The sequence below is a fragment of the Arthrobacter sp. efr-133-TYG-104 genome, assembly GCF_030208915.1.
Taxonomy (GTDB): Bacteria; Actinomycetota; Actinomycetes; order Actinomycetales; family Micrococcaceae; genus Arthrobacter.
In genome coordinates, this window is the sequence record NZ_JARVTA010000002.1 from 22365 (window position 1) to 47430 (window position 25066).

The window sequence follows — 25066 nt, forward strand, 5'->3', positions numbered from 1 at the left end:
CTGATGGAGGCCAGTAACACTGACACACCGCAGTAATTGGAAGGACACAAGTGGCTAACAACACTCGTGCTCGCCGTACCGCACGCCTTTCGCGTGCACTCGGCATTGCTCTGACCCCCAAGGCCGCCAAGTACATGGAGCGCCGCCCGTACGGCCCCGGTGAGCACGGCCGTGCCCGCAAGAAGCAGGACTCCGACTACGCCGTACGTCTGCGCGAAAAGCAGCGTCTGCGCGCCCAGTACGGCATCCGCGAAGCCCAGATGACCCGTGCCTTCGAAGAAGCACGCCGCACCAAGGGCCTCACCGGTGAAAACCTGGTTGAACTGCTCGAAATGCGTCTGGACGCCCTTGTGCTTCGTGCTGGTTTCGCCCGCACCATCGCACAGGCCCGCCAGCTGGTTGTCCACCGCCACATCATGGTTGACGGCGTCCGCGTGGACCGCCCGTCCTTCCGCGTTGGCGAAGGCCAGCTCATCCACGTTCACAGCCGCTCCGAGGTCATGGCCCCGTTCCAGGTCGCAGCAGCTGGTGCCCACGCTTTGAACAACGTGCCGGCATACTTGGACGTCAAGCTCGACGCCCTCCAGGCTCGTTTGGTTCGTCGTCCCAAGCGCTCTGAGGTCCCCGTGATCTGCGAAGAGCAGCTCGTCGTCGAATTCTACGCTCGCTAAACCCAAGCAGCGCATCCAGAGAAGCCCGTGGCACATGCCGCGGGCTTCTTTGTGTAGCGGCCCTCCCTCCTATTAGTGGATGGTCCCTTCTGGTTCATGCCTTCGGGGCTGGCTACGGCCCATTTATAGGTAAGGTACTGGGGGAGGCTTTGGGCAATGCCCACGATGGCCCATGCAAGCCAGAGCAACCAAGGCAGTCCAACAAACCTAGGAGTTGAGTTAAATGACTGGTGGCGACATCGCCGGCCTGATCGCTGCAGGAGTGTTCGCGCTCCTTGTCCTGCTGTTGGCCGTGCCTATCTTGAAGCTCGGCGGCGTATTCGACGAGGTGCGGACCTCGATCCGTTCCATCAGCGATGGCGCCACGCCCCTGATGGACGAAGTCACGGCAACCGTGACCACCACCAACCAGCAGTTGAAGAAGGTCGACGGCATTGCGTCCAACGTCTCGGACGCCTCGGCCAACATCTCGGCACTGTCATCGCTCGTTGCTGCAACTGTGGGTTCGCCATTGATCAAAGTTGCCGCATTCAGTTACGGGGTCCGGTCTGCTTTTGCTGGACGCCGTACCCCATCTTCCGGCCGACGCAGCCGCTGAACCAACGGGAAGAACCTTAGACCATGAAGAGAATTGTTTGGATGGGCATTGGTGTGGCCATCGGTGTGATCGCTTTCCGGAAAGTCAACCAGGCCCAGAGCGCACTCGGCCCGGCAGGCCTCAACCGCGCTGTTGGCCGGATGGCCGATGGCCTGTACGACTTTGCCGATGCAGTCCGCTCAGGCATGCACCAACGGGAAGAAGACTTGCGCGCCGCGCTTGGCATCGAGAGCGACGGAGCAGCCCGCCGCTAGTGAGCGGTTCGCTCCTGTGATCGCAACAGGGCAGAATGGAAAGCTGCGGAACGGCACCAGCCGGGTCCGCGCACATCGTGTGCAGTGAATTGAGAAGGGTAAGTAAACAGCTAATGAAGTCGCAGGAGATCACCAAACGCTGGGTGGACTTTTTTGTCAGCAAGGGTCACACCGCCGTTCCCTCCGCATCGCTCGTTTCCAACGACCCGTCCCTTCTCTTCACCGTGGCCGGCATGGTGCCCTTCATCCCTTACCTGACCGCGCGCGAAGAGCCGCCCTACAGCCGGGCCACGAGCGTTCAAAAGTGCATCCGCACCGGCGATATCGAGGAAGTGGGCAAGACCGCCCGCCATGGCACGTTCTTCCAGATGTGCGGAAACTTCTCTTTCGGTGACTACTTCAAAGAAGACGCCATCAAGTTCGCCTTCGAACTCCTCACCTCCAGCGTGGACGACGGCGGTTACGGACTTCCAGCCGAACGCCTCTGGGTAACGGTGTACGAGAAAGACGACGAAGCCAAGGAATTGTGGCTGAAGCACACCGGAATCCCGGAAGAGCGCATCCAGCGTATGGGTAAGTCCGACAACTACTGGCACACTGGTCAGCCGGGTCCTGCCGGTCCGTGCTCCGAGATCTACTACGATCGTGGTCCCGCGTACGGCATCGAAGGCGGCCCGCTTGCCGATGAAACCCGCTACATCGAGATCTGGAACCTCGTGTTCATGCAGTATCAGATCGAAAATGTCCGGTCCAAGGTTGATTTCGACATCGTGGGCGAACTGCCGAACAAGAACATCGATACCGGCCTCGGCATGGAGCGCCTGGCGATGATTCTGCAGGGCGTGGAGAACATGTACGAGACCGACCAGGTCCGTCCCGTGATTGACAAGGCAGCTGAGTTGTCAGGCCGGGAGTACACCTCGGCTGAGTCGCCTGAGGATCCCCATCACACCGATGACGTCCGGATGCGCGTTGTGGCAGACCACATCCGCTCGGCACTGATGCTGATCGCCGACGGCGTGGCACCTTCCAACGAGGGCAGGGGCTACGTCCTGCGTCGCCTGATCCGCAGGGCGGTACGCGCCATGCGCCTCCTGGGTGTCGAGAAAGCGTGCCTGCCGGATCTTTTGCCGGCCTCCAAGGACGCGATGAAGGGCGTCTACCCTGTGGTGGAGACGGACTTTGCACGGATCAGCCGCATCGCGTACGCCGAAGAAAAGGCGTTCCTGCGCACCATCGCCTCCGGCACTGCACGACTCGAGGACGCCGTTGCTGAGTCCAAGGCTGCCGGTGTTCCGCTCTCCGGAGCCGATGCCTTCGCCCTCCATGACACGTACGGCTTCCCCATTGACCTCACCTTGGAAATGGCAGAAGAAGCAGGCCTCAAGGTAGACGAGCCCGGTTTCCGTGCTTTGATGCTGGAGCAGCGTCAGCGTGCACAGGCTGACGCCAAGGGCAAGAAGGGCGGCCACGCCGACCTCAGCGCCTACCAGGAACTTCTCGGCAAGGGCGAAACAGTCTTCACGGGTTACGACGAACTCGAGGGCGAAGCCACGGTCCGGGGCATCGTCAGCGCCGGGCGCCCCGTAGCGCACGCCTCCACTGGGGAGGAGATTGAACTCGTTCTCAACGAGACGCCGTTCTACGCCGAGGCCGGTGGCCAATCCGCAGATACGGGCCTCATCACAGGTGACGGCTTCGTCGTCGAGGTTTTGGACGTCCAGCGTCCCATCAAGGGCCTCAGCGTCCACAAGGCGATCGTCCGTGAAGGTGAGATCTCCTCGGATGCCTTGGTGCGTGCCGCCGTCGACCGTGAACGTCGCCATGCAGCAGAACAGGCGCACACCGGTACGCACATCGTGCACGCCGCCCTGCATCAGATCCTCGGGCCGGAAGCCACCCAGCGCGGTTCCTTCAACAAGGCCGGCTACCTGCGCTTCGACTTCGCCTGGGGTGAGGGCCTGAGCCCTGCTACCCGGTCCGAAATCGAAGAGGTTTCAAACATCGCCATCCGCAACAACTACCGGGTGGACACCAAAGTCATGGGACTGGCTGACGCCAAAGCGCTCGGTGCCATGGCGCTCTTCGGTGAAAACTACGGCAGCGAAGTCCGTGTTGTGGAGATCGACGGCGCGTGGTCCCGCGAGTTGTGCGGCGGCACCCACGTGTCCAACACTTCCCTGATCGGCAGCCTCTCGCTCCTCGGTGAACAGTCCGTGGGCTCAGGAAACCGCCGCGTTGAGGCATTCGTAGGCCTCGACGCCTTCCGGCACCTGGCCGCTGAACGTGCCCTCGTGACGGAACTTACCGAATTGCTGAAGGTTCCCTCGGGACAACTCGCAGACCGTATTTCGAGCACGCTGAACAAGCTGAAGGCAACCGAGAAGGAACTTGACCGCCTTCGCAAGGAGCAGCTTGCTGCTGCCGCCGCCACGCTGGTGGGTACGGCCAGAGACGCGGCCGGCGTGCGTGTCATTGCACACGACGCCGGACAAATCGGAGGAGCCGACGATCTCCGGAACCTTGCACTGGATCTCCGGAACCGCCTGGGTTCGGAGGCTGCCGCCGTGGCAGTAGCCGGTGTCAGCAATGATCGCCCCGTCATCCTGATCGCCACGAATGAGGCCGCCCGTGAAGCCGGAGTGAAGGCTGGCGCGCTTGTTCGCTTGGCTGCCGGGATCCTCGGCGGTGGCGGTGGCGGTAAGGACGACGTCGCGCAGGGCGGCGGCACCGATGCCGGGAAGGTCCCTGCGGCCCTCACGGCAGTGGTCGACGCGATAGCCAAGCGCTAACGGTGAATTCGGCCGAAAGCAGTGACGCCTACCCCCGCGGCGTCAAAGTGGGGGTAGACGTCGGGACCGTCAGGGTAGGCGTCGCGATATGTGATCCGGACGGAATCCTGGCAACCCCGTTTAAGACGGTGTTGCGGGATACCAAGAAAAATTCGGACGTGCGCTACCTGGTCAAGCAGGCCGCCGAATTGGCTGCGGTGCAGATCTTTGTAGGCCTGCCCCGCACCATGAAGGGCGACGAGCGGGGCTCTGCACAGATGGCATCCGATTACGCCCAAGCGCTGGTTAGCGAGCTGCAGCGCGCCGGATTGGACGTCCCGGTCAACCTCGTCGACGAGCGTTTGTCCACGGTCACGGCGCACCGGAACCTCCACGAAGCTGGCATGAGCAGCAAGAACCACCGTAAAGTGGTTGATCAGGTTGCTGCTGCTGGAATACTGCAGCACGCAATCGACATGCAAAAAGCCAGAGGAACGGACGTCGGCCGCCGCGTACACGCGCAGGCGGAGTCCGAAAAACCCAGCAGTGCCCCAACGCTGCGGGCTGCCTCCGGCAGTGAATCCGATTCTTCTACGAGGGGACTGCCATCGTGAGCCCGGTCAACAACGACCCCTCCAGCGGTACCGCCGGTGGCGGCATGCCGCTGACACGCAAGGAGCTGCGGGCGAGGGAACGGTTCCTCGCCACGCAAAACCAAGACGTCATCACTTTTCCCGAAGCCACGCCTGGAGAAGCAGGCGGCTCCGCCGACGTCGAGCCCGAGTTGCCCCGTCCGGTGCCCGCAGTCCGGCGTCCATTCGGCGAGCAGCGGGACCCCCTGAACTTCACTCCGCCGCCGGCCCGCTCGCACCAGGACCCCACGCATCAGGACCCCACGCATCCGGACCCCACGCATCCGGGCGAGCCGGAGCAGGGGGAGCCTCAGCAGCCTCACGAACACATCCCCGTTCATGAAGAAACGGGTCACGACGCTGCTGTTCACGACGGCGCTGTTCACCCCGACGTTGTTGAAGACGTTGAACACCACGACCTAGTTCACGACGAAGCAGTTCACGACGACGCTGTCCACCATGACGTTGTTCTCCATGAAGCGGAGCAGGACGCGCACGTTGCCGAGGCGGATTTCGCCCACCACGATGACTTCCTCGAAGAGCATCACCTCGGTGAGGAGCACTTTGACGAGCACACGCTGGAAGAACACGCGCTCGAAGGGCACCCGCTGGAAGAGCACCCCCTGGATGCCCAGCATGAGCTTCTCACCCCCGTTAAGCCCGCGGTGTCGAAGGCTGCTGCGAAGAAAGCCCGGCGCCGCCGTCGTATTCTCGCCCTCCTCATCACGCTGGTTGTCTTTGTCACCGCCATAGCGGTGGGCGCCCAGTTCTTGAAGCCCCTGCTCGGAATGGACAAGGTGACGGACTACCCTGGACCGGGTACGGGCTCAGTGACCATCACCGTCCCTGCAGGTTCAGGGCCTAAGCAGGTGGCTGCGGACCTCGTTGCGAACAACGTCGTGGCTAATGCCGATGCCTTTGTGAAGGAGTTCGTCGCAGAGGGCGGCGAACTTGCCCCGGGCGACTTCACCTTCCGCACCCAGATGAAAAACAAGGATGCCGCCGCGATTCTCCTGAACAAGGACGCCTCGAAGGTCATGTACTTTGCTTTGAGTGCAGGCCTGCGCATCAGTGAGTCCCTGGATGCGATTTCCAAGGGTTCAGGCATTCCCCTACAGCAACTGAATGCGCTCAACCAAGCACCCGGGCAGTTCGGACTGCCGGCCAAAGCCAAGAACCTTGAAGGGTACCTTGCGCCGGGAGAATATAGGTTCGATCTCGGCACATCGGCCAAGGACATCATCCAGAAACTGGTCAACACCACACTGGACGAACTCAAGTCCCAAGGAATCACAGATCCCGCCAAGCAGTACGACGTCGTCACCATCGCCAGCATCGTCCAAGCAGAAGGCGGTCAGGCGGACTACGGCAACGTCGCAGGCGCCATTTACAACCGTCTCAAGCCCAACAACACCGAAACCGCCGGCCTCATCCAGTCCGATGCCACGGTGACATACGGTCTCGGGAGGAAGTCTTTCCACCTCACGGATGCTGAAAAAGCCGACAAGTCCAACCCGTACAACACGTACGCCAACCCGGGGCTGCCTGCAGGTCCGATCGGTTCGCCCGGCAAGACGGCTATCGACGCCGCAGCCAAGCCAACTGCCAATGACTACCTCTACTGGGTGACCATCAACCTGGACACCAAGGAGACCAAGTTCTCCAAGACGCTGGCCGAGCACCTCACCTACGTTGCGCAGTACAACGCGTGGTGTGACGCCAACCCGGGGCGGTGCGTGTGAGTCGACGCGCCGCCGTCCTGGGGCACCCGATCTCGCATTCGAAGTCACCCGCGCTGCATATGGCGGCCTACGCCAAACTGGGCGTGGACATCGAGTACACAGCCAAGGACATCGAAGTGGGTGGGCTCCGGACATTCATGGAGTCGCTCCGCGGGGATCCGACGTGGTGTGGGCTTTCGGTCACCATGCCCTTGAAGTCGGCAATGGTCCAGGAAGTCGACGAAGTCCGGGGCGTCGCGGCTGCACTTGGTGTGATCAACACCGTTGTTTTCGAGCCCGACGGAGATTCGGTGCGTCGCGTGGGTTACAACACTGACGTTGGCGGGATCGTGGAGGCCGTGCGTTACGCAGGCGTGGCGGCCACACCGCACGCAGCCGTCCTCGGTGGCGGTGGTACATCAGCTGCGGCCATCGCTGCGGTTCATGACCTTGGGGCGCGGCATGTCGATGTCTTCGTTCGTGACAGCGGGCGAGCCCGCGAAGCGCAAGCTGCAGCGGCCGCCGTCGGAATTTCCCTTGCACTGAGGCCAATCATCGAAGCAGCAGGAGCCGTTGTGGCTTCCGACCTGGTCATTTCCACCCTGCCCCCGCGAGCCGCGGATGGCCTGGCCGAAGAGTTGGCAACGCTTACCGGTCAGGGGATGGGAACCGGCGCCGGAGTCCTGCTGGACGTGGCTTATGATCCATGGCCCAGCAGGCTCGCCGAGGCCTGGCAAGGGCACGGAGGCGTCGTCGTCCCCGGGCTCGAAATGCTCATGTACCAGGCAGCGGAGCAGATCCGCCGTTTCAGCGGCTGTGACGTGGATGCTTCCGTCATAGATGTGATGTGCGACTCAGTCGGGCTTCCCCGACGAGGGTTCTAGGAGCCTTACATGGCAGGATTGGTTTTATGTTGCGTTGGTTGACCGCCGGTGAATCCCATGGTCCGGCTCTGATCGGAATTATTGAAGGTGTGCCCGCTGGTGTTGAACTCACCAGCGAGCAGATCCGCGATGCCTTGGCTCGCCGCCGCCTGGGCTACGGCCGCGGTGCACGGATGAAGTTCGAGCAGGACGAGGTCATGATCCTCGGCGGCGTTCGGCACGGTCTTACCCAGGGCGGCCCCGTGGCCATACAGGTGGGCAATACGGAATGGCCCAAGTGGGAACAGATCATGTCAGCGGACCCCGTAGCCCCTGAACTCCTCGCGGACCAGGCACGCAACGCTCCGTTGACGCGGCCCCGGCCGGGGCATGCCGATTTCACCGGAATGCAGAAATACGGTTTTGACGAGGCCCGTCCCGTCCTGGAGCGCGCAAGCGCCCGCGAAACCGCTACCCGTGTGGCATTGGGTACCGTCGCCGCGCAATACCTGAAGCACTTGGGCGTGGAATTGGTCAGCCACACGGTGTCGATCGCCAGCGTCAGCGTCCCCGAGGGACGGCCGCTGCCGATGCCTCGCGACGTGATCGCCCTCGACGCCGACCCCTTGCGTTGTTTTGACCGCGAGACATCCGATGCCATGGTGGATGAAGTGGATGCCGCCCACAAGGAAGGCGAAACACTCGGTGGCGTGGTGGAGGTACTCGCCTACGGCCTTCCTCCGGGACTCGGCAGCTACGTGCACTGGGACCGCCGCTTGGATTCCCGCTTGGCTGCAGCCCTGATGGGCATCCAGGCCATCAAGGGCGTGGAAGTTGGCGATGGTTTCCTGACCGCGACGCGCCGGGGTTCTGCTGCCCATGATGAAATCCTCAAGGATGAGGACGGCAAGATTGTCCGGCAGACCAACCGCGCAGGCGGGATCGAGGGCGGCATGAGCATCGGGCAGGTTTTGCGTGTGCGTGCTGCCATGAAGCCGATTGCCACTGTGCCGCGCGCCCTGCGTACGGTCGACGTCAGCACCGGGGAGGCCGCGAAGGCCCACCACCAGCGCTCGGACGTGTGTGCCGTTCCCGCAGCGGGCGTAGTAGCTGAGGCGATGGTTGCCCTGGTGCTGGCCGAAGCGGTGGCCGAGAAATTTGGCGGTGATTCTGTTGCCGAAACCCAACGCAACCTTCAAGGCTATCTTGACAGCATCCCCGCCACCTTGGACTCGGTCGGGCGGTAGTGGTGGGCCCGAATTCGGAGGGCGTTCCCGGCCTTCCGGAAGGCCCTGTTGTCCTTGTGGGTCCGATGGCGGTGGGGAAGTCCGCCATTGGCCAGAGACTGGCAGACCACTTGGGCTTGCCGTTTGTGGACACGGACGCTGTCATCGTTGCCGCCCACGGAAGCATCGCCGATATTTTTGCAGGCCGTGGGGAGCATGCATTCCGCGAGATTGAGGCCCGTGCAGTTGCCAAGGCCATCGAGTCCGCCAAGTTCCAGCCGGCCATCATTTCCTTGGGTGGCGGAGCTGTGCTTGATTCCGGTACCCAGCAGTTGTTGGGGGATTGCACCGTGGTGTACTTGGAATGCGATCGGGAAACCGTTGCAGACCGGATTGCCCGCAATACCGGGCGCCCATTGTTGCGCGGCGATGCCCTGGGCCGGTGGGAAGCCTTGTTCGTTACCCGGCGCCCTGTATATGAGCGCCTGGCCGACGTCGTCATGGATGTCCGTTCCGGATCCGTGGCAGAAATCAGCCTCCGCCTGGAGGAGCGGCTGCGCGAGCACGCAGCCTTGAAACAGGAAGTTGAAAAGTGAGCACCGAGGCAACTGTCATCAAGGTGACCGGCCAGTCCGCGAACGAGAACTACGACGTCGTAGTGGGCCGCGGCCTGTTGGAATCGCTCCCTGCCAAGCTGGGGGAGAGGGTGCGCCGTGTCCTCGTCATCCATCCCAGGGCGCTTCGGTTGACCGGCGATACCGTCCGCGATGAGCTGGAAGCCGCTGGCTTCACGGCCCTTACTGCTGAAATTCCGGATGCGGAAGAGGGTAAGCACATCCAGGTTGCAGCCTTCTGCTGGCAGGTGCTGGGACAGAACGATTTTACGCGCTCGGACGCCATTGTCGCGGTGGGCGGTGGCGCTGTCACCGACCTCGCCGGATTTGTCGCGGCCACCTGGCTCCGTGGCGTGAAAGTCATTCACATGCCCACGAGCCTGCTCGGTATGGTGGACGCTTCAGTTGGCGGCAAGACCGGTATCAACACGGCCGAAGGCAAGAACCTCGTTGGTTCCTTCCATCCGCCTGCCGGAGTCTTGGTGGACCTGGACACCCTGCAGACGTTGCCGCGGAACGAGCTGATTTCCGGCATGGCCGAGGTCATCAAGTGCGGTTTCATCGCCGACCCGGTGATTCTTGACCTGGTGGAGAAGAACACCGATGCAGTCTTGGATGCCGGATCAGACGTTGTCCGTGAGCTCATTGAGCGTGCGATTAGCGTGAAGGCAACGGTGGTCTCCCAAGATCTCAAGGAATCCGGGCTCCGGGAAATCCTGAATTACGGACATACCCTGGGTCACGCGATCGAGCTCGTGGAGCGCTACTCGTGGCGCCACGGGGCGGCGGTGTCTGTTGGCATGATGTTTGCTGCGGAGTTGTCCCGAAGTGTCGGTCGGCTCTCCGATGCCGACGCCGATCGGCACCGTACGATCCTCGAAGGTCTCGGGTTGCCTATCACCTACCGCAGGGACCGGTGGCAGGGCCTGCTGGACGGAATGCGGCGGGACAAGAAATCGCGTGGGGACCTGCTTCGCTTCGTTGTCCTCGACGGCGTCGCAAAACCCGGCATGCTCGAAGTTCCGGACACATCGCTGCTCTTCGCGGCATATCAGGAAATAGCGTCATGACCATTGCTCATCCCGAAGGGGTCAGCGACTGGCCTACTGGAGGCTTCCCAGGGGTCCGGATGAATCCCGACACGCTACTTCCCGTGGTGGTCAACGAGGACGCCATGGCAGCGGCATTGGCAGCTTCGAATGACCCGGCTGACCACATCATGGCATTGCTGCTGGAGGACCAGCCCAAGGAAGCCGCCGAGCTCTTGGCTGAAGCACGGTACAAGGATCCGGAATCCTTCCAGCTCCGCATCTTCGAAGCGGAAGTCCTGAGGGCGACGAGCCGCTTCGGCAGGGCAATCCAGTTGTTCCGGCAGTTGCTCCACGAGGTCCAAGGGACGCCAAGGGAAGCGCTCGTCCGGCAATATCTGGGACGCGCCTATTTCGTCAGCGGTAATGCCGTGGCGGCATCGGAGGAATTCGCCCGCGCCCTTGATCTGCGGGTAGCCATGGCGGCCGATGCCGCGTTGATCTATTCCTCCACGGTTGCCCTCCAGCGCGCCCGCAATGTCATGGATCTGGCGTCCTGACACCGCGCCAAAGGGTGCTCGCCAAGGCCACCCGGTATTTGCCGGTAGAATGGATCTTGGATTTTTGATAAATACGCGCTGGTGGGCCGTTTGGTGTGCCGGTTTGGCATACCAGGCTGGATGCTGGAAACCATAGCTAGAACCAGCGAAAGAAACCAGAGGATACGAGTGGCAACCACAAACGACATCAAGAACGGGACCGTACTGAAGCTCGAGGGCCAGCTCTGGAACATCATTGAGTTCCAGCACGTCAAGCCGGGTAAGGGTGGCGCTTTTGTTCGTACCAAGATGCGCAACGTCATGTCGGGCAAGGTCGTGGACAAGACTTTCAATGCCGGCCTGAAGATCGAAACCGCGACCGTGGACCGTCGCGACTACCAGTACCTGTACCAGGACGGCGAAGACTTCGTCTTCATGGACACCCAGGACTACGACCAAATCACGGTCTCCGGTGCCACGGTGGGTGACGCCACCAACTTCATGCTGGAAAACCAGATGGTCAACATCGCCATCCACGAGGGCACACCGCTGTACATTGAGTTGCCGCCGAGCGTCACGCTTGAAATCACTTACACCGAGCCGGGCCTTCAGGGCGACCGCTCCTCGGCCGGCACCAAGCCCGCCACCGTTGAGACCGGATACGAAATCCAAGTCCCCTTGTTCGTTGAGCAGGGCACCAAAGTCAAGGTTGATACCAGAGACGGTAGCTACCTGGGCCGGGTTAACGACTAGTGAGCGCACGCGGTAAAGCCCGCAGCAGGGCTTTGGAAGTACTCTTCGAGGCGGAGCAGCGCTCCGTGTCGGCTTTCGACGCGTTGAAAGCGCGTCGGGAGAAAACAGACCTGGTCATCAATCCGTACACGGTAGAAATCGTCGAAGGGGTTGTCTCCATGCAGCCCACCATCGACGAGTTCCTGCAGACTTATGCCCAGGGATGGACGCTGGAGAGGATGCCGTCGGTAGATCGCATCATTCTCCGCATCGGTGCGTGGGAGCTTCTCTACAATGACGAAGTTCCGGACGGGGTCGCCGTCAGCGAGGCAGTAGCGCTGGCCAAGACCATGTCCACCGACGAATCCCCGGCCTTCATCAACGGTTTGCTGGGAAGGCTCCAAAAATTGAAGCCTTCACTCCTGGCCTAGAACTTCTATGTCAGACATCAAAGACCCGCCCACAGCAAGCTGTGGAGCGGGTTTTTTGATGCGGGCCCAGGCCTTGCCTTGTGATACCTTGAACGTGCAAATATTCCTTTTTTAATTCCGTCCCGTGAGGCGGGGAAAGGGGAGACGAGCGATGACTGAAGTCACTTCAGCGCAGGTACCGTCGCGGATTGTTCTCAATCAAGCGGACATTGACCGGGCGCTGACTCGTATCGCCCATGAGATCCTTGAAGCCAACAAGGGCTCGCAGGACCTGGTTTTGTTGGGCATTCCCAGCCGCGGCTATCCCTTGGCCGTGAGGCTCGCCGAGAAGATCGCTGCCGCGGATTCATCAGTGGCCGCAGAGTCCATTGTGGGCCAGTTGGATGTCACCATGTTTCGGGACGACCTCTCGCACCAGCCCACGCGGCCACCGCACCACACTCGCCTGCCTCTGTCAGGCATCGACAACAAAGTGGTGGTGCTGATTGACGATGTCCTCTACTCCGGCCGCACCATCCGCGCCGCACTTGATGCCTTGGTTGACCTCGGGCGTCCCAGGATAGTGCGCTTGGCAGTATTGGTGGACAGAGGGCACCGCGAACTACCAATCCGTGCTGATCATGTGGGCAAGAACCTGCCCACATCCTCGTCGGAGAAGGTCCGGGTCCGCCTTGAGGAAATCGACTCGGTGAACGGCATGCCCGTCAACGAAGTCGTGATCGAGGCCGGTCAGTGAAACATCTCCTCTCTACCGAAAACCTCAGCGCTTCGGACGCCATTCGCATCCTTGATACGGCCGAGGAAATGTCCGCCGTGGGCGATCGTGAAGTCAAGAAGCTTCCGGCCCTGCGTGGCCGGACCGTGGTCAACCTCTTCTTCGAGGACTCCACCCGCACCCGCATCTCCTTCGAAGCCGCAGCCAAACGCCTCTCCGCGGACGTCATCAACTTTGCGGCCAAGGGATCGTCAGTTTCCAAGGGAGAGTCCCTCAAGGACACCGCCCAAACACTGGCGGCGATGGGTGCGGACGCCGTCGTCATCCGGCACTGGGCCTCCGGAGCTCCACACCGATTGGCGGCCACGGACTGGATCGATGCGGCCGTCATCAACGCCGGGGACGGCACCCATGAGCACCCCACCCAGGCCCTCCTGGACGCTTTCACCATGCGGCGGCACTGGTCCCGGGTCAACGGGACGGCTTCCGTCGCGGCTGACCTCAAAGGGATGCGCGTAGCGATCGCGGGGGATGTTCTGCACTCGCGCGTCGCCCGGTCCAATGTCTGGTTGCTGAAGACCCTGGGTGCGGAGGTTACGTTGGTGGCACCGCCCACGCTGCTGCCGATCGGCGTCGAACACTGGCCGTGCAAGGTGAGTTACAACTTGGACGAGACGCTCGAAGCCGGGACCGACGCCATGATGATGCTGCGGGTCCAAGGCGAGCGGATGAATGCCTCGTTCTTCCCCTCCACACGGGAATACTCACGCCGCTGGGGCTTCGATGACGCCAGGCTGCGTGCCTTGGATGACCTTGGCATGAAAGACACCATCATCATGCATCCCGGGCCGATGAACCGTGGCCTCGAAATCTCTTCGGCTGCTGCCGATTCGCCGCGCTCCACCGTCCTTGCGCAGGTTCGCAACGGCGTCTCGGTCCGCATGGCGGCCCTATACCTGCTGCTCTCCGGGGACTCCCGGGAAGCAGCCTCAACGAACGCAGCGACACTGGCTTTCGCTGGCCAGTCCAGCAAGGAGAGCAACTGATGGCTGAGAACACTTACCTGATCCAGGGCGCTGCCGTTTTGGGCGGTGACCCGGAGGATCTGTTGATCCGCGACGGCTTCATTGCGGCCCGCGGAAAGGACATCTCCGGCGCTGCAGGGGTCCAGGACGCAACGGTCATCGACGCCGCCGGACTAGTCGCCCTTCCCGGCATGGTGGACGTCCACACGCATCTTCGCGAGCCGGGCCGGGAGGACGCCGAAACGGTGGAAACCGGTACTCGCGCAGCAGCCCTGGGCGGTTTCACAGCCGTCCACGCCATGGCGAACAGCAACCCTGTGGCCGACACGGCAGGCGTCGTGGAGCAGGTTCACAGCTTGGGCCGCGCAGCGGGCTGGGTGGACGTTCGTCCAGTGGGGGCGGTCACGGTTGGGCTGGCCGGTGAGCAACTCGCAGAGCTCGGTGCGATGGCCGATTCCCGCGCCCAGGTGCGGATGTTCTCCGACGACGGCATCTGCGTGCACGATCCCGTGCTGATGCGCCGTGCGTTGGAGTACGTGAAAGCGTTCGACGGCGTGGTGGCCCAGCACGCGCAGGAACCGCGCCTGACCGCCGGCGCACAGATGAACGAGGGCGCAGTATCCGCCGTGCTCGGCCTGGCAGGCTGGCCCGCCGTTGCCGAAGAAAGCATCATTGCCCGGGACGTGCTCCTCGCCCAGCACGTTGGCTCCCGCCTACACGTCTGCCACGTCTCCACCGCCGGATCCGTAGAGATCGTCCGTTGGGCCAAGGCCCGGGGTATCAACGTCACCGCCGAGGTGACACCCCACCACCTGCTCCTGACCGATGAACTGGTACGCAGCTACGACCCCGTGTACAAAGTCAATCCGCCGCTTCGCACCGACGCGGACGTGCAGGCGCTGCGCGAGGGTTTGGCCGATGGCACCATCGACGTCGTGGGTACGGACCACGCGCCGCATCCCAGCGAGCACAAGGAATGCGAATGGGCCCAGGCCGCCATGGGCATGACCGGCCTCGAGACGGCGCTGTCCGTGGTTCAGGAAACCATGATCGAAACCGGCCTCATGACGTGGGCGGACTTTGCCAGGGTCACGTCCTTTACCCCCGCAGTGATTGGCAGGCTCTCTGACCAGGGCCGTCCACTGGAAGTTGGCGAACCTGCCAACGTCATCTTGGTGGACCCGGCTGCGCGTTGGACAGTGGACCCCCATAAAATGGCCACCATGGGCCGCAACTCACCGTTCAAGGGCAAGGAACTGCCCGGCTCCGTGGTGGCAACGTTCTTCAAAGGACACCCCACTGTTCTGGACGGACAGCTCAACACGCCGTACCGCTACCCGGCGCATCAGGAACAGATGGGTGCCGCCGGGGGAGTCAGCAGCAAGTAATGACCAACCAGACACTGACCGTGCTGATCACGGTGCCGCTGATCGTCGTCGTTCTGGCGTTGATCTGGCTTGGGTGGCGGAGCCGCCTGAGGCGACAGTCCGACGTCGAACGCCTCCCGGAGGTGCCGCAGCAACTGACGCCGGCCACCGTCGTCGCGGATGGCCAGTACGTTGTCACCACGACAGGTGGGGACTGGCTGGACCGGATCGCGGTCCAGGGCCTCGGCATCCGTACCAACGCCGAGTTGAGCGTCCACGCCGAAGGCGTGCTGTTCGACCGCAAGGGCGCGGCCCCGGTTTTCATCCCCGCCAGCGCCATCGTTGAAAGCCGCGAAGCAAGCGGCATGGCCGGAAAGTTCGTCGAGAAGGACGGGCTCCTGGTCATCAGCTGGAAACTCGGAACCCGGGAGCTGGACACCGGATTCCGATCCAAGCGCGCGGCCGACAAGAAGTACCTCCTCCAAGCCCTCCATAATTTGATCTCCGCAGCCCCTCAGGCAGATGCCGATAGTGGAAAGTAATAAAGTGACGGATAGTAAAGCAGCCACCACCCCCACCCCCTCAGCCGCAGTGCTGGTGCTCGAAGACGGCCGCATGTTCCGCGGCCGCAGCTACGGCGCCCAGGGAACGGCGCTCGGTGAGGCCGTGTTCGCCACCGGCATGACCGGCTACCAAGAGACCATTACCGACCCCTCGTATGCGCGTCAGTTGGTGGTCCAGACGGCGCCCCACATTGGCAACACAGGCGTCAACAGCGAGGACGCCGAGTCCAGGCGCATCTGGGTGGCCGGGTACATCGTTCGCGACGCCGCCCGCCGCCCCTCGAACTGGCGCTCAGAGCGCAGCCTTGACGATGAACTGACAGAGCAGGGAGTCGTTGGCATCCAGGGCGTTGACACCCGCGCCATCACCCGCCACCTTCGCGAACACAAGACCATGCGTGCAGGGATCTTCTCCGGTGAGGCCGCCCAGGTATCCGAGAAAGAACTGCTCGCTACCGTCCTGGCCAGCGCCCCCATGGAAGGTGCGGCGTTGGCCGAGGAAGTTTCCGTTGACGAGGCCTACGTCGTTGAGCCCAAGGACCACGGCTGGGAGGGCGAGCCACGGTTCTCCATTGCCGCCGTCGACCTCGGCATCAAAGCCATGACGCCGGTGCGCTTTGCCGAGCGTGGGGTGCGCGTCCACGTCCTGCCCGCTACATCTACCCTCGAAGACGTCAAGGCAATAAACCCCGACGGATTCTTCATGTCCAACGGTCCAGGCGACCCCGCCACCGCGGACCGCCAGGTTTCGCTGTTGCGTTCAGTGCTGGATGCAAAGGTGCCGTACTTCGGTATCTGCTTCGGTAACCAGATCCTGGGCCGCGCGCTCGGTTTCGGGACCTACAAGCTCCGCTACGGGCACCGTGGCATCAACCAGCCCGTGATGGACCGTCGCACAGGCAAGGTGGAAATCACCTCGCAGAACCACGGCTTCGCCGTCGACGCACCGCTCAACGGTGCCACAACTGCGCCGGAAGAACGCTACGGTCGGGTGGAAGTCAGCCACGTGTCGTTGAACGACGACGTCGTTGAAGGGCTTGCGTGCCTGGACATCCCGGCGTTCTCGGTCCAGTACCACCCGGAGGCTGCCGCCGGTCCGCACGACGCCGCGTACCTCTTCGACCGCTTCATCGACCTCATGGCCGACACCAAATCGAAAACAACCGGCGCTGCCGTCGCCACCGAATCCAAGACTGAGGACAAGAAGTAATGCCCAAGCGTACAGATCTCAAGAGCGTCCTGGTCATCGGTTCCGGCCCCATTGTTATTGGCCAGGCAGCCGAGTTTGACTACTCCGGAACCCAGGCACTGCGAGTCCTCAAGGACGAAGGCCTGCGCGTGATCCTGGTCAACTCGAACCCGGCCACCATCATGACCGACCCCGAGTTTGCAGACGCCACCTACGTTGAGCCCATCACTCCCGAGGTGGTGGAAAAGATCATCGCCAAGGAGCGCCCCGACGCCATTCTGCCCACCCTGGGTGGCCAGACAGCGTTGAACACGGCTATCGCGTTGGACAAGAACGGTGTGCTTGAGAAGTACAACGTCGAGCTGATCGGTGCCAACATCGCAGCTATCGAGCTTGGCGAAGACCGTGAGAAGTTCAAGGGCGTAGTGGAGCGTTGCGGTGCCGAGTCGGCACGCAGCCACATCATCCACACCATGGATGAGGCGTTCGTCGCCGCGGAAGACCTCGGATACCCCATGGTTGTCCGCCCGTCCTTCACCATGGGCGGCTTGGGTTCGGGCCTTGCGTACAACGAGGATGACCTCCGCCGCATCGTGGGCCAGGGCCTGCAGTACAGCCCCACCACCGAGGTCCTGCTCGAAGAGAGCATCCTCGGTTGGAAGGAATACGAGCTTGAGATGATGCGCGACAAGAACGACAACGTCGTTGTTGTGTGCTCCATCGAAAACTTCGATCCTGTTGGCGTCCACACGGGTGACTCCATCACGGTGGCGCCGGCACTGACGCTGACCGACCGCGAGTACCAAAAGCTGCGCGACGTTTCCATTGCCGTCATCCGCGAGGTGGGCGTGGACACCGGTGGTTGCAACATCCAGTTCGCCATCGATCCAGCCACCGGACGTGTGGTGGTCATCGAGATGAACCCGCGCGTATCCCGTTCCTCAGCCCTGGCCTCCAAGGCAACAGGCTTCGCCATCGCCAAGATTGCCACCAAGCTTTCCCTTGGCTACACCCTGGACGAGATCCCCAACGACATCACCCAGAAGACTCCGGCGTCGTTTGAGCCGACGCTGGACTACGTGGTGGTGAAGGTCCCGCGCTTTGCGTTCGAGAAGTTCCCGGCGGCAGATAACACGCTGACCACCACCATGAAGTCGGTGGGCGAAGCCATGGCCATGGGCCGTAACTTCACTGAAGCGCTCCAGAAGGCGCTGCGCTCCCTGGAGCAGAAGGGCTCACAGCTGGACTTCAGCCCGGTGCCAGAGTACGAGGTTGCCGAGCTCATCGAGAAGGCAAAGCGCCCCACGACCGACCGCCTGTACCAGGTTCAGCGGGCCCTTTTGGGCGGAGCCTCGGTGGAGGATCTCTTCGAAGCAACTAAGATCGATCCCTGGTTCCTGGACCAGTTGCAGCTTCTCAATGAGACGGCCCAAGAGATTCGCAAGGCCGGCGTCCTCACCGAGGAGATGTTGCGCACCGCCAAGCGCCACGGCTTCTCCGACGAGCAGATCGGCGCACTGACCCACAACAACGAGGCAGTGGTCCGCGGTGTGCGCCACGCGTTGGGTATCCGCCCTGTCTACAAGACTGTGGATACTTGTGCCGCTGAGTTCGCGGCGTACACGCCGTACCACTACTCCTCCTATGACGAGGAAGACGAGGTAGGCCTGCACTCCAAGCCTTCCGTCATCATCCTTGGTTCCGGCCCGAACCGCATCGGCCAAGGTATCGAATTCGACTACTCCTGCGTCCACGCCTCGATGGCCTTGCGCAAGGCCGGGTATGAGACCGTCATGGTCAACTGCAACCCGGAAACGGTGTCCACCGACTACGACGTTTCCACCCGCCTCTACTTCGAGCCGCTGACCCTTGAAGACGTCTTGGAGGTCATCGCGGCCGAAGAACGGACCGGCGGAGTGATGGGCGTGTTCGTTCAGCTCGGCGGCCAGACCCCGCTGAAGTTGGCCCAGCAGCTGGCGGACGCCGGTGTTCCCATCCTCGGAACGTCGCCGGAAGCCATCGACCTCGCCGAGCACCGCGGCGCATTCGCCCGTGTGCTGGATGAAGCCGGCCTGACGTCGCCCAAGAACGGCACCGCTGTTTCCTTCGAGGACGCAAAGTTGATCGCCGACGAAATCGGGTATCCGGTGCTGGTGCGTCCGTCCTACGTTTTGGGCGGCCGCGGCATGGAGATTGTCTACGACGAAGCCAACCTCTCCCGCTACATTGCCAATGCCACCGAAATCACGCCGGACCACCCGGTGTTGATTGACCGCTTCCTGGAGGACGCCGTCGAAATCGACGTCGACGCGCTCTTCGACGGTACTGACATGTACCTTGGCGGCATCATGGAGCACATCGAGGAAGCTGGTATCCACTCCGGTGACTCCGCTTGTGTGCTCCCCCCGATCACACTTGGGAATAACGTGATCGAGCGGGTCCGCACGGCAACACGTGCCATCGCCGAAGGCGTGGGCGTCCGGGGCCTCATCAACATCCAGTTCGCGCTGGCCTCCGATGTCCTCTACGTCCTCGAAGCCAACCCGCGCGCTTCCCGCACGGTTCCGTTCGTTTCCAAAGCGACTGGCGTGCAGATGGCCAAGGCCGCCGCGCTCATCGGCACCGGCGTCACCATCAACCAGTTGCGCAGCGCATACCGGATGCTCCCTGAAACCGGCGACGGTTCCACCTTGCCGTTGGACGCACCGGTAGCCGTCAAGGAAGCTGTCCTGCCGTTCAGCCGTTTCCGTACCCCGGAAGGAAAGGTTGTGGACTCCCTGCTCGGTCCGGAAATGCGCTCCACCGGCGAGGTCATGGGGATCGACAAGCACTTCGACACCGCGTTCGCCAAGAGCCAGGCAGCGGCCAATAATGCACTGCCCACCGAGGGCAAGGTGTTCGTGTCCGTCGCCAACCGTGACAAGCGCTCGGTGATCATGGGCGTCAAGCGCCTCTCGGATCTTGGCTTTGAGATCGTATCGACCGGCGGCACGGCCGATGTCCTGCGCCGTAACGGAATCCAAGCGTCCCCGGTCCGCAAGGTCGCCGAGGGCAGCAGCGCCGAGGGCGAAGGCACCATCGCGGACCTCATCATTGCCGGTGAGATCGACATGGTGTTCAACACCCCTTCCGGAGGCGAAGCACGCAGCGATGGCTATGAACTCCGCGCCGCGGCGACCTCCATTGGCATTCCTTGCATCACCACGGTGGCGGAATTCAATGCCGCCGTGCAGGCAATAGAGGCCCTGCGGACCTACGAGTGGTCAGTCACCAGCCTCCAAGAGCACGCGGCCAACCTGGCAAAGGCCGTGGAAGCTGCCAATGCCTGAGTCCACCGTCCGCAATGACACGCAGCAGCCGGCCCGGGAGTCTTTCGGCTCCCGGCTGGCTGCGGCCATGGCTGCCCGCGGTCCGCTCTGCGTTGGGATCGACCCGCACCCGCAGTTGCTGGCCGGGTGGGGATTGAACGACGACGCCGCTGGGCTGGAGCGCTTCTCCCTGACCGTTGTGGAAGCCGTGGGTTCCCTCGCTGCCGCGGTGAAACCGCAGGTGGCCCTCTATGAGCGTCACGGGTCTACCGGTATGGCTGTACTGGAGCGGACGCTTGCCGCGGCGTCGGACAACGGAATCCTGAGCATCGCCGACGCCAAGCGCGGGGACATCGGCTCCACCATGGCCGCATATGCCGATGCTTGGCTACGCGATGGATCGGCGCTGGCAGCGGACTCGGTGACCCTGAGTCCCTACCTTGGCTTTGAGTCCCTGCGACCGGCACTGGAGCTCGCTGCAGAGTACGGCAGGGGTGTGTTCGTGCTGGCCCTGACGTCCAACCCTGAGGGCAAATCCGTCCAGCACGTTGGTGGTGGGGATTCGGTCGCCCGGCGCATCGTGGCAGCTGCCGGCGTCGAAAATCAGCGCTACGAAGGCAGCCTCGGGTCTGTTGGCCTGGTTGTTGGAGCGACGATCGGATCTGCCCTCAAGGACTTGGACATTGATCTTGGTCCTGTTCGTGGACCCATTCTGGCACCGGGGCTTGGCGCCCAAGGCGCTACGCCTGCTGATCTCCGTGCAACGTTCGGCGCGGCCTATCCGACCGTCCTGGCTACCTCCAGCCGGGGGATCTTGGCGGCCGGTCCCTCCGGTGCGGCTCTGCGTGACGCCACTGAAGCAACCTTGGATGGGCTTCGCTCCTAGTCGGCTGCTTCTACTCATTGCGAAACGTGGTCCCTAACGGTAGGTTCAGCATCAGCGCGCGTGATCTGGATCACAAGCCTGATCTGACAGGGGTTTAGCAGTGGGCCTTAAGGAGTTGACGCCCCAGGAGCGTTCCGACGCGCTTGAGAAGGCGGCCAAGGCGCGGGCCACCCGCGCCGCAGCCAAGGAACAACTCAAGCGCGGAGAGGTGACCATAGGGGAGCTGATCTCCTCGGCGGATACCGATGGCGCGATCGCGCGTATGCGGGTAGTGGAGCTCCTGGAGGCGCTGCCGGGAATCGGCCCTGTACGGGCGGCCGCGATTATGGGCGAGATTGGCATCGCCGCGTCCAGGCGAATCAAGGGGCTTGGAATTCACCAGGCTCGCGCGCTGGTAGATTTTATGGATACCCAACAAAGCGTTTGACGCATTTTCCCGAAGGAATCCGTGAGCAAGAAACCCGGACTGACTGTCCTTGCAGGCCCCACTGCCGTTGGCAAGGGAACCGTATCCACCTACATCAGGGACAATTATCCGGAAGTTTGGCTTTCCGTTTCGGCCACAACCCGCGCGGCCCGTCCCGGGGAAACCGATGGCGTGCACTACTTCTTCAAGTCCGCCGAGGAATTCGACTCACTGGTCGCTGACGGCGAACTGCTGGAATGGGCCGTGGTCCATGGCCACAACCGGTACGGCACGTTGCGCAGCACGGTCAATGCTGCCATCGCCGACGGCAAATCAGTCCTTTTGGAAATTGACCTCCAAGGTGCCCGCCAAGTAAAGGCTGCCGTTCCGGACGCGAATTTCGTCTTCCTCGCTCCGCCCAGCTGGGACGAAATGGTTCGTCGGCTGGTGGGCCGGGGGACTGAAAGTGCGGAGGAGCAGCAGCGGAGGCTGGAAACCGCTAAACTGGAACTTGCTGCTGAACCGGAGTTTGACCACACCGTCATCAATGACGACGTTCGCCGGGCAGCAGACGAGCTTGTTTCACTCATGGGGCTCACCCCGCACGGGCGCTAAGCGCTTGCATTTGTTGGCCCGCTAGAATTTGGAGAATTCGTGTCCACGAACCTTGAAGGCATCATCAACCCGCCGATCGATTCGCTGCTTGAGGCTGCCGATTCCAAGTACGGCCTGGTCATCTTCGGCGCCAAGCGTGCCCGCCAGATCAACGCCTACTACGCCCAGCTGCACGAGGGCCTGTTCGAGTACGTTGGTCCGTTGGTCGATACCAAGCTGAACGAAAAGTCCCTATCGATCGCGCTCCGCGAGATCAACGAAGGCCTGCTGGTCTCCACCCCCATAGAACCGGCAGAATAAGCAGGACAACAACAGACTGCCTGTTGACGGAGGTCACGTGCGCATAGTCCTCGGAGTCGGGGGAGGGATCGCAGCCTATAAGGTTGCATCGCTCCTCCGGCTTTTTACTGAAGCCGAACACGAGGTCACGGTCATTCCCACGGAAGCCGCTACGCGGTTCGTGGGAGTCGCCACCTGGGAGGCGCTCTCAGGAAACCCCGTGAGCAACAGCGTGTTCGATGCCGTTGAGAGTGTGAACCATGTCCGGCTGGGGCATGAAGCCGACTTGATCGTCGTCGCTCCCGCCACCGCCGATCTCCTCGCCAGGGCCGCCGCGGGGCAGGCTGGGGATCTTCTCACCACCACGCTCTTGATGGCCCACGGTCCGGTCCTGTTCGCGCCCGCCATGCACACGGAGATGTGGCAGCACGCCGCAACGCAGGCCAATGTGGAGACGTTACGCAGCCGTGGAGTAACGGTGCTCGAACCGGCCTCCGGGCGCCTGACCGGCGCCGACTCCGGCCCCGGCCGCTTGCCCGAGCCGGAAGTGATCTTCGCCGCAGCGTTGGCTTTGGCCGAAGCTGCCCAAGCCGCGGAAGAAAACCCGTCACCGCGCACCTCCCTGGCCGGACGCTCAGTCACCATATCCGCTGGCGGAACCAGGGAAGCCCTGGACCCTGTGCGCTTCCTCGGCAACCGTTCCTCCGGAAAGCAGGGAGTGGCACTGGCAGCCGCAGCCTTGGAAGCCGGGGCAACGGTCCGTTTCATTGCCGCGCATATGGACATCGAGCCGCCGGCCGGCGTCGAGCTTGTCCGCGTTGAATCGGCCCTGGAACTGCGTGAGGCAGCGCTGGACGCGGCGGTTGATTCCGACGTCGTCATCATGGCTGCCGCCGTGGCGGATTTCCGTCCGGCAGCGGTTTCGGACACCAAGATCAAGAAGGTCGACGGCGAGGACGCGCCAGTAATTCAACTGGTCCGGAACCCGGACATCCTGCAGGAACTTGTCGAGCGCCGAAACACCCATGGTGGTCGGCAGCTGGTGGTGGGTTTCGCCGCGGAAACCGGTGATGCGCAAGGCGATGTCCTGGAGCATGCCACCGCGAAACTCAAACGCAAAGGCTGTGACTTGTTGGTTGTCAACCAGGTCGGTGTTGGCCGCGTCTTCGGCCAGGACGAAAACTCCGTGGTGATACTTTCGGGCCACGGTGCACAACCCCAGCCAGCCGCGGGATCCAAGGCGGACGTAGCTGCTGCCGTCATGGACCGTGTGGCATCGGAACTGACGCAACATTTCCCGGTCGCCTAACCGGGTCCCCAATTCTTCGCATAGGGACACACGGCAGATGCCGCCGTCCCGCAACACAGTAAGGTGGTCGAGTGACTTTACCGCTGCACCATGAACGCCATGGCACCCCGCCCAAGCTCCGGCTCTTCACCTCCGAGTCTGTCACTGAAGGGCACCCGGACAAGATCTGCGATCAAATCAGCGACGCCATTTTGGACGCGCTGCTTGCCGCCGACCCCGAATCGCGGGTAGCCGTTGAGACCATGGCCACCACCGGCTTGGTCCACGTGGCTGGTGAAGTCACCACGGATGCTTACGTCGAGATTCCGCAGATTGTCCGCGAGACGATTTTGGGCATTGGCTACGATTCGTCAGCCAATGGCTTCGACGGCGCGCGGTGCGGCGTTTCCGTTTCCATCGGCCAGCAGTCGAATGACATCGCCGGCGGAGTTTTCAACTCGCTTGAGGCCCGCGAAGGCCGCCAGGAGGACGACTACGATCTCCAGGGCGCCGGGGACCAGGGCCTGATGTTCGGCTACGCGAGCGACGAGACTGCGTCCTATATGCCAACGCCGATTTGGTTGGCCCACCGACTTTCCGAACGCCTGACTGAGGTGCGGAAGAACGGCGAACTCGCCTATTTGCGGCCCGACGGCAAGACCCAGGTCACGGTAGGGTACGACGGCGATCGACCCGTTTCGGTTGAAACGGTGGTCATCTCGAGCCAGCACGCGGAAGAAGCGAGCCTGGATCAGTTGCGGGCAGACCTCGCCAGTTACGTCATCGAACCCGTCCTGTCCGCGTCGAATCTAGATCTTTCGCGCACGGCCAACATCCTGAACCCCGCAGGGGCCTTCGTCATTGGCGGCCCGGTGGGGGATGCCGGCCTGACTGGACGCAAGATCATCGTGGATACCTACGGTGGGTTCTCCCGCCACGGCGGCGGAGCTTTTTCCGGAAAAGACCCGTCCAAGGTGGACCGTTCCGCGGCGTACGCCATGCGCTGGGTCGCCAAGAACGTGGTGGCCGCGGGACTGGCAAAGCGCGCCGAGATCCAGATTGCTTACGCCATTGGCCAGGCGCGGCCGGTGGGTACCTACGTTGAGACCTTTGGGACGGAAACGGTTGACCCGGCCCGGATCAGCGAAGCTATCGACGAGCTGTTCGATCTCCGTCCCCGGGCCATCATTGATGCCCTGGATCTCAAGCGTCCCATCTACGCCAAGACTGCTGCGCATGGCCACTTCGGCCGCGACGAGCCCGATTTCACGTGGGAGCGTTTGGATCGCGTGGCGGACTTGAAGGAATACTTCAACGCCTGATCAGTACGGTGCTCGTTTGATCA

25 protein-coding genes are annotated in these 25066 nt (G+C 62.5%); all 25 read left to right on the forward strand.

Annotated elements, in window-relative coordinates:
- Positions 1-50: 50 nt before the first annotated feature.
- Positions 51-671 carry a 30S ribosomal protein S4 gene (rpsD, locus tag QRN04_RS02320; RefSeq protein ID WP_284974543.1) on the forward strand — a complete coding sequence of 207 codons (621 nt, stop codon included), beginning with the start codon at positions 51-53 and terminating at the stop codon, positions 669-671.
- 223 nt (positions 672-894) lie between these two features.
- Positions 895-1269, forward strand: a complete 375-nt coding sequence (locus QRN04_RS02325; RefSeq protein ID WP_284974544.1) for a DUF948 domain-containing protein — start codon at positions 895-897, stop codon at positions 1267-1269.
- 23 nt (positions 1270-1292) lie between these two features.
- A complete protein-coding gene (locus tag QRN04_RS02330; RefSeq protein WP_284974545.1) occupies positions 1293-1523 on the forward strand; it encodes a DUF6167 family protein in 231 nt (76 codons plus the stop codon).
- Positions 1524-1636: 113 nt separating this feature from the next.
- Positions 1637-4315: an alanine--tRNA ligase gene (gene alaS, locus QRN04_RS02335; protein ID WP_284974546.1), complete on the forward strand. Its 2679-nt coding sequence runs from the start codon at positions 1637-1639 to the stop codon at positions 4313-4315.
- 2 nt (positions 4316-4317) lie between these two features.
- Positions 4318-4908 (forward strand): Holliday junction resolvase RuvX, encoded by a 591-nt coding sequence (ruvX, locus tag QRN04_RS02340; RefSeq protein ID WP_284974547.1) that lies wholly within the window; start codon positions 4318-4320, stop codon positions 4906-4908.
- Positions 4905-6668 (forward strand): endolytic transglycosylase MltG, encoded by a 1764-nt coding sequence (gene mltG / locus QRN04_RS02345; RefSeq protein WP_284974548.1) that lies wholly within the window; start codon positions 4905-4907, stop codon positions 6666-6668. Before ruvX ends, mltG begins: the two co-directional genes overlap by 4 nt.
- Positions 6665-7531: a shikimate dehydrogenase family protein gene (locus QRN04_RS02350; protein ID WP_284974549.1), complete on the forward strand. Its 867-nt coding sequence runs from the start codon at positions 6665-6667 to the stop codon at positions 7529-7531. Before mltG ends, QRN04_RS02350 begins: the two co-directional genes overlap by 4 nt.
- A 26-nt stretch (positions 7532-7557) precedes the next feature.
- Positions 7558-8757 carry a chorismate synthase gene (gene aroC / locus QRN04_RS02355; protein ID WP_284974550.1) on the forward strand — a complete coding sequence of 400 codons (1200 nt, stop codon included), beginning with the start codon at positions 7558-7560 and terminating at the stop codon, positions 8755-8757.
- 65 nt (positions 8758-8822) lie between these two features.
- On the forward strand, positions 8823-9332 hold the full coding sequence (locus QRN04_RS02360; RefSeq protein WP_284974865.1) for a shikimate kinase: 510 nt from the start codon (positions 8823-8825) through the stop codon (positions 9330-9332).
- A complete protein-coding gene (aroB, locus tag QRN04_RS02365; RefSeq protein ID WP_284974551.1) occupies positions 9329-10420 on the forward strand; it encodes a 3-dehydroquinate synthase in 1092 nt (363 codons plus the stop codon). The genes QRN04_RS02360 and aroB overlap by 4 nt, the downstream gene beginning before the upstream one ends.
- Positions 10417-10938 (forward strand): tetratricopeptide repeat protein, encoded by a 522-nt coding sequence (locus QRN04_RS02370; RefSeq protein ID WP_284974552.1) that lies wholly within the window; start codon positions 10417-10419, stop codon positions 10936-10938. The genes aroB and QRN04_RS02370 overlap by 4 nt, the downstream gene beginning before the upstream one ends.
- Positions 10939-11106: 168 nt before the next feature.
- Positions 11107-11670, forward strand: a complete 564-nt coding sequence (efp, locus tag QRN04_RS02375; protein ID WP_284974553.1) for an elongation factor P — start codon at positions 11107-11109, stop codon at positions 11668-11670.
- Entirely contained in the window at positions 11670-12080 is a 411-nt protein-coding gene (nusB, locus tag QRN04_RS02380) for a transcription antitermination factor NusB (RefSeq protein WP_223933009.1), read from the forward strand. The genes efp and nusB overlap by 1 nt, the downstream gene beginning before the upstream one ends.
- A 151-nt stretch (positions 12081-12231) precedes the next feature.
- Positions 12232-12816: a bifunctional pyr operon transcriptional regulator/uracil phosphoribosyltransferase PyrR gene (pyrR, locus tag QRN04_RS02385; protein ID WP_284974554.1), complete on the forward strand. Its 585-nt coding sequence runs from the start codon at positions 12232-12234 to the stop codon at positions 12814-12816.
- Positions 12813-13841: an aspartate carbamoyltransferase catalytic subunit gene (locus QRN04_RS02390; RefSeq protein ID WP_284974555.1), complete on the forward strand. Its 1029-nt coding sequence runs from the start codon at positions 12813-12815 to the stop codon at positions 13839-13841. The genes pyrR and QRN04_RS02390 overlap by 4 nt, the downstream gene beginning before the upstream one ends.
- Positions 13841-15208: a dihydroorotase gene (locus QRN04_RS02395; protein ID WP_284974556.1), complete on the forward strand. Its 1368-nt coding sequence runs from the start codon at positions 13841-13843 to the stop codon at positions 15206-15208. The genes QRN04_RS02390 and QRN04_RS02395 overlap by 1 nt, the downstream gene beginning before the upstream one ends.
- Entirely contained in the window at positions 15208-15729 is a 522-nt protein-coding gene (locus tag QRN04_RS02400) for a PH-like domain-containing protein (RefSeq protein WP_284974557.1), read from the forward strand. Before QRN04_RS02395 ends, QRN04_RS02400 begins: the two co-directional genes overlap by 1 nt.
- Positions 15710-16960, forward strand: a complete 1251-nt coding sequence (carA, locus tag QRN04_RS02405; protein WP_284974558.1) for a glutamine-hydrolyzing carbamoyl-phosphate synthase small subunit — start codon at positions 15710-15712, stop codon at positions 16958-16960. The genes QRN04_RS02400 and carA overlap by 20 nt, the downstream gene beginning before the upstream one ends.
- Positions 16960-20268: a carbamoyl-phosphate synthase large subunit gene (gene carB / locus QRN04_RS02410; protein ID WP_284974559.1), complete on the forward strand. Its 3309-nt coding sequence runs from the start codon at positions 16960-16962 to the stop codon at positions 20266-20268. The genes carA and carB overlap by 1 nt, the downstream gene beginning before the upstream one ends.
- Positions 20261-21133, forward strand: a complete 873-nt coding sequence (gene pyrF / locus QRN04_RS02415) for an orotidine-5'-phosphate decarboxylase (protein ID WP_284974560.1) — start codon at positions 20261-20263, stop codon at positions 21131-21133. Before carB ends, pyrF begins: the two co-directional genes overlap by 8 nt.
- 100 nt (positions 21134-21233) lie before the next feature.
- On the forward strand, positions 21234-21560 hold the full coding sequence (mihF, locus tag QRN04_RS02420) for an integration host factor, actinobacterial type (protein ID WP_284974561.1): 327 nt from the start codon (positions 21234-21236) through the stop codon (positions 21558-21560).
- Positions 21561-21581: 21 nt separating this feature from the next.
- On the forward strand, positions 21582-22154 hold the full coding sequence (gene gmk, locus QRN04_RS02425) for a guanylate kinase (RefSeq protein WP_284974562.1): 573 nt from the start codon (positions 21582-21584) through the stop codon (positions 22152-22154).
- Positions 22155-22193: 39 nt separating this feature from the next.
- Positions 22194-22454: a DNA-directed RNA polymerase subunit omega gene (rpoZ, locus tag QRN04_RS02430; RefSeq protein ID WP_017197559.1), complete on the forward strand. Its 261-nt coding sequence runs from the start codon at positions 22194-22196 to the stop codon at positions 22452-22454.
- Between the two features lie 37 nt (positions 22455-22491).
- Positions 22492-23742, forward strand: coding sequence for a bifunctional phosphopantothenoylcysteine decarboxylase/phosphopantothenate--cysteine ligase CoaBC (gene coaBC / locus QRN04_RS02435; protein ID WP_284974563.1), 1251 nt, complete (start codon positions 22492-22494; stop codon positions 23740-23742).
- Positions 23743-23813: 71 nt separating this feature from the next.
- Positions 23814-25043, forward strand: coding sequence for a methionine adenosyltransferase (gene metK / locus QRN04_RS02440; RefSeq protein WP_284974564.1), 1230 nt, complete (start codon positions 23814-23816; stop codon positions 25041-25043).
- Positions 25044-25066 lie beyond the last annotated feature (23 nt).